Genomic DNA, 8856 nt, shown 5'->3' on the forward strand with positions numbered 1-8856 from the left:
ACGGCCGTGACGGGGGCGTCGGAGACGGCACTGGCGAAGGCGACGCGGCGCAGCTCGGCGCTGCCGTCGGCGAGGCCGGGGCGGCCCTCGTCGCCGTCGATGAGGCTCTGGTAGACGTCGACGCAGGCCATGTCGCAGAACTGCGGGACGGTGACGCCGAGCAGCTCGCGGGCGGTGGTCTCCAGGTCGAGCGAGTTGCCGATGCGGGCGCCGGCCTCGTTGAGCAGCGCGAGGTTGCGGCGGGCGCTGGCGGCTTCGCTCTCGGCGCGGCGGCGCCGGGTGACGTCGGAGACGACGGCGGCGACGCCCAGGGGCCGGCCCGTACGGCTGTGGACGCGGTACAGCGATATGGACCATCTGAGGCTGCCGGGCTGCCCCTCGCGGGCGGACGGCGGGGTGGAGCCGGTCTGCGGCTCCTCGGGGGCGGGCCCGAGGATCTGCATGTCGGTGACGGGCTCGCCGGTGTCGAGGACGTGCCTGAGCGCCGCGGTGACGCGCTCGGCCTCGGGGCGCGGGAGGTAGTCGCGGGGCGTGCGGCCGGCGTGGGAGGCGGCGGTGCCGCCGAAGGCGGCGGCCACGCGCTCGTTGACGCGCACGAGCGTGAGGTCGGTGCCGAAGAGCAGGAACCCCATCGGGGCCTGGCCGAAAACGGCCTGGGAGGCGGCGAGGTCGGTCTCGACCCGGCGCAGCGCGTACGCGTCGAGGGTGAGGCACACCGCGCCGCGGGTGCCGCCGACGCCGGTGGTGGGCATGACGTACAGCTCGGCGATGCCGTCGGCGGCGGGCTGCCCGGCGCCGCCGACGCCGGGTCCTGCCGGTCTGCGGTAGGGCAGCAGACCGGTCCACTCGCGGCCGTCGAGGATCTCGGCGACCTTCTCCCCCACGTCCGCGCGCAGCTCCTCGGGAACCAGTGCCTCGACGGCGTCGCGGCCCAGCACCTCGGCGGCGGAGATGCCGAGGAGCTCCTCGGCACGGGTGCTCCACTGCTCGATGTGCCCCTCCGCGTCCAGGGCGAAGGAGGCCACCTTGATGTGGTCGTAGATGGAGCCCGGCGGACTGCTCTGCCAGAACGGTGCTCCCACGCGACCGCCCCCTTTGCTGATCCTGCTCCGGGTACGCACCGCAGAGTATGCGGGAAGATCCGTATCCGGAACATGGTCGTCAGGTCACGGGTTCGGAACGCCCCACCGCTTCCGGTCCCGCTCACCGCTGCGTCTGCGAAGTGGTGCCCGCCCGGCACCCGGCGCTACGCCCCCGCACGCCCCCTTCCGTACGCCGAATAACCCTCCCTCGTACGTTCTAACCAGCGGACCCCAGCTCGAACCACACCGTCTTGCCCATTCCGCCGCAGCGGGTTCCCCAGCGGAGCGCGGCGCTGGCGACGAGCAGCAGTCCGCGGCCGCCCTCCTCGTCCGGTGCGGCGGTGCGGAGCAGCGGCGGCACCGGCAGCGGGTCGGAGACCTCGACGCGGACGCCGCCCGCGATGTCGGGCCCGCCGAGGGGGCGCAGGCGCAGGCCGACGGGTCCGGAGGCGTAGCGCAGGGAGTTGGTGACCAGCTCGCTGACGAGCAGGACGGCGAGGTCGGTCACGGGGTCGAGGTGCCAGGTGCGCAGGGTGTCGCGGACGACGGCGCGGGCGGTGCGCACGCAGCCGGGGTCGGCGGGGAAGCTCCACTCGGCGGGGCCGGCCGGGTGCGCGAGTCCGGCGGAGGCGGAACCGGCGGGGGCAGCGGAGACCGCGGGGACAGGGGGCACGGCGGCGCCCGCGGGGTCGCGGAAGCCGGGGAGGGCGGAGGGATCGGGGAGCGGGGAGAACGGCGTCACCGCGGCGTGGCGGAGGAACGGGGGGTTGCTCACGCCTACCACATCCCAGCGGAGTTCTGTCGGATTTGCCCGACTTGAGGGGAGTGATAGGTACATACCCGCTTTGGGCGAAAATATCACCTACATGCGCACGGGAAGCTACACGGCGTTGGCGTCCCCGCCGCCGGCGTGCTCCACCCGGTATATCTGCCGTTGCTCCGCGGGCCCGAAACGGGAGACCGCGCGCTCGGCCTCGTCACGCGTGGCGTACCGGCCGACGCGGTAATGGTTGCCGTTGCCGTCCTCGCGGACGATGACCCACGGGCGTGCGGCGCCGCTGTCACCCGCACCCATAAAGCCCACCCCAGGAATGTCTGCCCAGGGCACACACGGGGCGACTATGGCCCCGGGCACCCTGCTTGCCTGCCGAATATGCCAGAGCTTACGCCCGGCATTCACTCCCCGCATACGGCTTTACACGAGAAGTGCACTTCTCGGCCGAAAGTTCGAATCGGACGGGGGTAATCAGGACAGAAGAAGACCCGGAGAAGCGCCCGGCGGCCCGGGTCACTTGACGGGCAGGTGATAGCTGACGCGGTAGCGGTCGGCCGGAACGATGACGTCCGCCGTCTCGACCGCCCGCCCCGAGGCGTAGAACGTCCGCTGGATGCAGAGCACCGGCTGCCCCGGCACGGCGCCCAGCGCCTGCGCCTCGTCGGCCAGCCCGGGGCGGGTGCCGACCTCCTCCACGACGTTGTCCACGACGACGTCGATGGCCGCCATCCGCTCCACCACGCCGCGGCCGGCGAGCGGACCCTCCTCGGGCAGCATCACGGGCGTGCGGCCGGTCAGGGCCAGCGGCTCCCAGGACGTGGACAGCAGCACGGGCTCGCCGGCCGAGCGGAAGACGTAGCGCGTACGCATCACGGGGTCACCGGCGCCCAGGTGCAGCCGGGCGGCGACCGGCCCGTCGGCGTGCTCCTGCGCGCTGCGCGACTCCCAGGAGCCGGCCACCGACTCGTCGGCCTGCTCCTGGCGGAAGGGGGTGAGGTCGCCGAGGCCGCGGTAGCCGGTACGGACCAGCCGGTGCGGCTCGGGCCGCGAGCGCACGTACGTGCCGGACCCGGACCGGCCCTCGACCAGGCCCTCGGCCATCAGCACCTTGCGGGCCTCCAGCGCGACGGTGTCGGAGACCCGGTAGAGCTGGCGGATCCGGGCCTGCGAGGGCAGCCGTGCGTGCGGCGGCAGTTCACCGCTGACGATCTTCCGGCGGAGGTCCGCGGCGACCCGCAGATAGGCGGGCTGCTCACCTAGAGGCACCGTTTCTTCACACCCCCGTCGCGGCGGTCGCCGCCCCGGTCCGCGCCGTCTCCGGCCTGCGCCGTTGCCGGCCTGAACACCCGCGAAAGCTTGGCAACCGCGACCGCGGCCCGCAACCCAAGGGGAGAGCTTTACGAGACGTGTTCGCCGACGGGTGTGCGCGGGGGTGCCGCGGCGTACGCCCGCGCACGCGCAGACCCGCTCGCAGGCCCACACGCAGGCCCACTCGCGGACCCGCTCGCAGACTGCCTCACAGACCGAGCACCGCGCGGGCGAGGAGGAAGTAGATCACCAGCCCCGTGGCGTCGACCAGCGTGGTCACCAGCGGCGCCGAGATCACCGCCGGGTCGATCCCCAACTGCTTGGCCAGCAGCGGCATCACGGAGCCGACCGACGCCGCCCACGCGCAGATCAGCACCAGCGACAGCGACACGGTCAGCGCGATCCGGCCGTCCGTCATGATCGTCGCCAGCACGATGCCCACGATGCCGAGCCCCACGCCCAGCAGGAACCCCACCCGGCACTCCCGCCACGCCACCCGCGCCACGTCGCCGGGGCGCAGCTCGCCGACCGCGATCGCGCGCACCGCGCCCGTCGCGGCCTGGGCGCCGACGTTCCCGCCGGTGCCGACGAGCAGCGGGATGAACACCGCCAGCTCGGTCACCGCCGCCAGTTCCCCCTCGAACACCTGCAGCACGCCGGCGGTGAGGGTGGCGGCGAGGATCAGCAGGAAGAGCCAGATGATGCGCGCGCGGGCGAGCCGGAAGACCCCGACCGACAGGTAGTGGCCCTCGACCGGCTCGGCGCCGGCCTGGCGGGCCACGTCCTCGGTGTCCGCCTCCTCGATCAGCTCGATGGCGTCGTCGACGGTGAGGATGCCGACGACGCGCTCCTCGCTGTCCACGACGGGCAGGCCGAGGAGGTTGGCCTCCTGCATCAGCCGGGCCGCGGTCTCGGCGTTGTCGGTGGCGTAGACCCGCGGGAACTCGGTGTCCACCAGCTCGATGAGCGGGTGCCCCGGCGCGGCCAGCACCACCTCCCGCAGGGAGACGACGCCGACCAGGTGCCGGCGGTCGTCGACGACGGGCAGCGTGTAGACGGTCTCGGCGTCCGGGCCCTGGGCGCGCACCCGTTCCAGCGCCTCGGCCACGGTGGACTGCTCCTTCAGCCGCACCAGCTCCGGCGACATGTACCGGCCGACGGCGTCCGGTTCGTAGCCGAGCAGCGGGGCGGTCAGGGCGCGTTCGCGAGGGCTGAGGCCGGCCAGCACGCGCTGGGTGAAGTTGGCCGGCGCCTCGCCGAGGAGGCGGGCGCGGTCGTCGGGGTCCATCTCCTCGACGACGTGGCGGAATGTCTGGTCGCGCAGCCCTTCGAGGATCTTCTGCTGGTCGCCGGCGGCCAGTTCCTCGAAGACCTCGACCGCGCGGTCCTTCTCCAGCAGCCGGAAGCAGAAGACGGCGGTGACCTCGTCGGCGCGGGCGAGTTCGTCGGCGACGACGTGCGGAGGGTGGTCGGCGAGCCACCGCTGCAGCCCGGCGACGTCGTTGCCGTCGAGGAGGGAGCCGAGGTCGGTGTCCGCGGTCATGCCCGTACCTCCCGCCGCTCCGGCCGCTGTCCGGCTTCACCCTAGAACGTGCCGATTACCGGGCTGAGCAGGGGCGTACCGCCGGGTGCGCCGTCGCGTACGAACCCTTGACCCCTATTGGTCTAGGCCAATAGCGTTCGGCGCACCCGAGAGAAGCGCGATCTCCCGAGAAGAGGGTTTCCATGCACCGAAGACTCGTGCGCCGCCTGGCCGTGGCCGGCTGTGCGCTGTCCCTCCTGGTCACCCCCGGCCTCACCACGGCCGGCGCCACCGCCGCGACCCCGAACGAAGCCGCCGCCGCGGACCGGCAGGCCGCGCAGGCCGGAAAGGGCGGCCACGGCGGGCACGGCGACCGCGGCGGCCGGGACGAGGCCCGGCGCGTCGGCTACTACACCCAGTGGGGCACCAGGGACCGCGGCTTCCTCGTCAAGGACCTCGTCACCAGCGGCACCGCCAAGCGCCTCACGCACCTCAACTACGCCTTCGGCAACGTCAGCCCGGACGGCAAGTGCTTCGAGGACGACATCCCGGGCGAGGGCGACACGGTCACCGACTACCGGCGGACGATGACCGCCGCCGAGTCCGTCGACGGCCGGGCCGACTCGCCGCGGCAGCGGCTCGCGGGCAACTTCAACCAGATCCGCGAACTGAAGGCCGAGTACCCGGACCTGAAGGTCCTGATGTCGCTCGGCGGCTGGGCCTGGTCCACGCACTTCTCGGACGCGGTCCGTACCCCCGAGTCGCGCAAGGAGTTCGTGTCCTCCTGCATCGACCTGTTCATCAAGGGCAACCTCCCGCGGATCGACGGCCGCGGCGGCCCCGGCAGCGCGGCGGGCGTCTTCGACGGCATCGACCTGGACTGGGAGTGGCCCAACTACCCCGGTGACGTCGACACCGTCTACCGCCCCGAGGACAAGGAGAACTTCACCGCGGTCGTCGCCGAGTTCCGCCGGCAGCTCGACCGGGTGGAGCGCTCGCGCGAGGGCCGCGGCCGGCACCTGCTGCTCACCGCGTTCCTGCCGGCGAACGCCAACGCGATGGACGCGGGCTACGAGACGCGCAAGCTCTTCCCCAAGCTGGACTACGCCACGCTCCAGGGCTACGACCTGCACGGCGCCTGGGAGAAGAACACCAACCAGCAGTCCGCCATCCACTCCCCCGACGACAGCCTCCAGCAGGTCGTCGACGACTGGCTGTCGCGCGGCGCGCCGCGCGACAAGCTGGTCCTCGGCATCCCGTTCTACGGCCGCGGCTGGCAGGGCGTCGAAGGCGGCGGCGACGGCTACGACCAGCCCGCCGCGGGCGCGGCGCCGGGCACCTGGGAGGCGGGCTTCGAGGACTACAAGGTCCTGAAGGAGTTCGCGGCCTCCGGTGCGTACGAGGTCCACCGCGACGAGGAGAGCGGCCACGCCTGGCTCTTCGACGGCAGCACGTTCTGGACGTACGACGACCCGAAGGTCATCGCCCGGAAGGCCGAGTACATCGACGACCGCAACCTGGGCGGCGCGATGGTCTGGTCCCTGGACGGCGACGACGACGGCGAGCTGTACCGGGTCCTGGACCGCGGTCTGGACTGACCCGTCCCCCCGACGGGGCGGTGCCGGGTCCGGGCCCGGCACCGCCCCTTTCCCGTACCCGCCCTTCCCGCCCTTCCCGCCCTTCCCGCCCTCCCGTTCCCCCCGCTCCCCCGCGGGCCGGCCGGACGGGGCCGTGACGCCGCGTCATGTGACCATGGCGGCATGACCGAAAGCGCTCACGCCGAGGCGGCGTCCCTCGCACCCCTTCCCGACGACTGGCACCGGGCTCTCGCGATCGTCGCGCACCCGGACGACCTGGAGTACGGCACCGCCGCCGCGGTGTCGAAGTGGACCGGCGCCGGCAAGCAGGTGGCGTACGTGCTCGCCACCCGCGGCGAGGCGGGGATCGACGGGCTGGAGCCCGGGGAGTGCGCCCGGGTGCGCGAGGAGGAGCAGCGGGCCGGCTCCGCGGTGGTGGGCGTGACCGCGCTGGAGTTCCTCGACCACCGCGACGGCGTCATCGAGGAGGGCCTGCCGCTGCGCCGCGACCTCGCCGCGGCCATCCGCCGGCACCGCCCCGAGCTGATCGTCACCATCAACCACCACGACACCTGGGGAGCGGAGCCCGGCGCCCCGCGCAACACCCCCGACCACCGCGCCGTCGGCCGCGGCGTGCTGGACGCCGTCGGCGACGCCGGCAACCGCTGGATCTTCCCCGAGCTGCTGGAGCAGGGCCTCCTGCCGTGGGGCGGCGTCCGCTGGACCGCCGTCGCCGGCTCCCCGTACCCCACGCACGCCGAGGCCGTCACCGGGGCCGCCAAGGAGCGGGCGGTGGCGTCGCTGACCGAGCACCGGGCGTACATCCTCGGGCTGGGCGAGGAGGACCCGCACGAGTACGCACGCAAGCTCACCGAGGAGATGCTCACCGAGACCGGCAAGCTGTGCGGCTCCGACCTCGCCGTGGCCTTCGAGCTGGTCCCCCACAGCTTCGAGGACTGACCTTGACCTTGACGTAACGTCAACTTCTACGGTGAAGGCCCACCGACCGACCGGCCGACCGGACCGAGGAGCGGGCACCGCCATGGAGTGGTCCATCCAGGAGATCGCGCGCACCGCGGGCACCACGAGCCGCACCCTGCGCCACTACGGCGCGCTGGGGCTGCTGCGCCCCAGCCGCGTCGCGGCCAACGGCTACCGCTACTACGACGAGCACGCCCTTCTCCGGCTCCAGCGCATCCTGCTGCTCCGCGAGCTGGGCCTCGGCCTCCCGGCCATCGCCGACGTGCTCGACGGCGCCGGCCCCGCGGACGCCGCGGACGCGCTCGGCACGCACCTGGAGCTGCTGGTGCGGGAGCAGCGGCGCATCGGGCGGCAGATCGCGTCGGTGGAGACCACACTGCGGAAGCTGAGGGAAGGTGTGCCGCTCATGGCGGAAGAGGTGCTCGACGGGTTCGACCACACCCGGTACGAGGAGGAGGTCACGCGGCGCTGGGGGAAGGCGGCGTACGAGCGGGGCGACAGGTGGTGGCGTGCGCTGAGCGAGGAGCAGCGGGCCGGCTTCCAGCACCGCCAGCGCGGCATCGCCCGCGACTTCGCCGCCGCGCACGCCGCGGGCGAGGCACCGGACGGCGCGCGGGCGCAGGCGATCACGCGGCGGCAGTACGAGTGGATCAGCGCCGGGTGGCAGGGACAGGGGCCGTCGGCGGAGGCGTTCGCGGGGCTGGGGCAGATGTACGTGGACGACCCGCGCTTCGGCGCGCACTACGACGGCCACGGCGAAGGGACGGCGGTGTTCGTACGGGACGCGATGCGGGTGTACGCGGAGCGCAACCTGGAGTAGGGGCGTGCGGGCGGGGCAACGCCCGTACGCCGTACGCCCGCACGGCCCGCCGCGAAGTCCGCCGCGGGTACGCCGAAGGGCCCGCCGACCTCGTCGGCGGGCCCTTCGGCACTCCCCCTCACGCCGCCAGCGCGACCGTCTCGACCGCCGGCGTCCGCAGCACCCGCCGCGCGGTGCCCAGCGCGGTGGCCATCGTCGCCGCCGCGGCCACTCCCACGACCGCCAGCCAGATCCCGTACCCCGCCGAGGGCAGCACGTCGTCCGTGCGGGCCACCGTGAAGGGCACGATCCCGGCCACCGCCGCGAGCGTCCCGAAGAACACCCCGGTCACCGTCAGCAGCAGCCCCTCCAGGCCGACCCCCGCCAGCACCTGGCCGGGCGTCGCGCCCGCCAGCCGCTGCTGGCCGAACTCGCGGCTGCGGTACGAGGTCGCCGCGTACAGCGTGTTGATCAGCATCACGCAGGCGAAGACCGCGATGATCCCGACGACCACGAAGTTCAGCGTCTCCAGGTTCTTGTCGTCCACCGACTGCGTCAGCCCGGCGGCCTCGATGTGGTCGTTCTCGACGGACTGCATGTACAGCGTCGCGACCGAGATGCCCACGAAGAGGACCATCGGCATCAGCACCCCGGACAGCTGCGCGGCCCGCTGCCGCAGCCCGTGCACGGTCAGGTAGCCGCTGCCCCCGCCGAACGCCGTCAGCAGCCCGCCGGTGAGCCGCAGCAGCCCGCCGAGCAGCGCCGGCGAGAAGCCCGCGAAGCCGACCGACAGCAGGATCGCCCCGTACGCC

General features: G+C 73.4%; 9 protein-coding genes. 3 read left to right on the plus strand and 6 right to left on the minus strand.

Annotation, left to right across the window (positions count from 1 at the left end):
* The 5 genes from H5J30_RS09750 to mgtE all read right to left on the minus strand — a co-directional run.
* Window positions 1-1082 (minus strand): PAS domain-containing protein (locus H5J30_RS09750; RefSeq protein WP_181787015.1); only part of this gene is annotated, 1082 nt, incomplete at its 3' end.
* Window positions 1083-1299: 217 nt separating this feature from the next.
* Entirely contained in the window at window positions 1300-1824 is a 525-nt protein-coding gene (locus H5J30_RS09755) for an ATP-binding protein (protein ID WP_374100962.1), read from the minus strand.
* A gap of 138 nt (window positions 1825-1962) precedes the next feature.
* Complete coding sequence (locus H5J30_RS09760) at window positions 1963-2157, minus strand: hypothetical protein (RefSeq protein ID WP_018839393.1); 195 nt, start codon at window positions 2155-2157, stop codon at window positions 1963-1965.
* A 213-nt stretch (window positions 2158-2370) separates the two neighbouring features.
* The gene (locus H5J30_RS09765; protein ID WP_181787019.1) at window positions 2371-3123 is read right to left on the minus strand and encodes a GntR family transcriptional regulator; all 753 of its coding nucleotides are present in this window, start codon (window positions 3121-3123) and stop codon (window positions 2371-2373) included.
* Window positions 3124-3373: 250 nt separating this feature from the next.
* The gene (gene mgtE / locus H5J30_RS09770) at window positions 3374-4708 is read right to left on the minus strand and encodes a magnesium transporter (protein ID WP_181787021.1); all 1335 of its coding nucleotides are present in this window, start codon (window positions 4706-4708) and stop codon (window positions 3374-3376) included.
* 182 nt (window positions 4709-4890) lie between these two features.
* Between mgtE and H5J30_RS09775 the strand changes: the two genes are divergently transcribed.
* From H5J30_RS09775 to H5J30_RS09785, 3 genes are all read left to right on the plus strand, one after another.
* A complete protein-coding gene (locus H5J30_RS09775; protein ID WP_181787023.1) occupies window positions 4891-6285 on the plus strand; it encodes a glycoside hydrolase family 18 protein in 1395 nt (464 codons plus the stop codon).
* Window positions 6286-6447: 162 nt separating this feature from the next.
* Complete coding sequence (locus tag H5J30_RS09780) at window positions 6448-7224, plus strand: PIG-L deacetylase family protein (protein ID WP_181787025.1); 777 nt, start codon at window positions 6448-6450, stop codon at window positions 7222-7224.
* 82 nt (window positions 7225-7306) lie between these two features.
* Window positions 7307-8065, plus strand: a complete 759-nt coding sequence (locus H5J30_RS09785) for a MerR family transcriptional regulator (RefSeq protein ID WP_181787027.1) — start codon at window positions 7307-7309, stop codon at window positions 8063-8065.
* Between the two features lie 118 nt (window positions 8066-8183).
* On the opposite strand, the gene H5J30_RS09790 is transcribed toward H5J30_RS09785, so the two are convergent.
* On the minus strand, window positions 8184-8856 hold a 673-nt coding region (locus tag H5J30_RS09790), incomplete at its 5' end, for an FtsX-like permease family protein (protein ID WP_309505481.1).

Source organism: Streptomyces phytophilus, from assembly GCF_013870535.1.
In the GTDB taxonomy this organism is placed as follows: domain Bacteria; phylum Actinomycetota; class Actinomycetes; order Streptomycetales; family Streptomycetaceae; genus Streptomyces; species Streptomyces phytophilus.

Coding starts and splice junctions, on each gene's coding strand:
- H5J30_RS09760 (WP_018839393.1), bottom strand. CDS start 2,157: ATGGGTGCGGGTGACAGCGGCGCCGCACGCCCGTGGGTCATCGTCCGC.
- mgtE (WP_181787021.1), bottom strand. CDS start 4,708: ATGACCGCGGACACCGACCTCGGCTCCCTCCTCGACGGCAACGACGTC.
- H5J30_RS09775 (WP_181787023.1), top strand. CDS start 4,891: ATGCACCGAAGACTCGTGCGCCGCCTGGCCGTGGCCGGCTGTGCGCTG.
- H5J30_RS09780 (WP_181787025.1), top strand. CDS start 6,448: ATGACCGAAAGCGCTCACGCCGAGGCGGCGTCCCTCGCACCCCTTCCC.
- H5J30_RS09785 (WP_181787027.1), top strand. CDS start 7,307: ATGGAGTGGTCCATCCAGGAGATCGCGCGCACCGCGGGCACCACGAGC.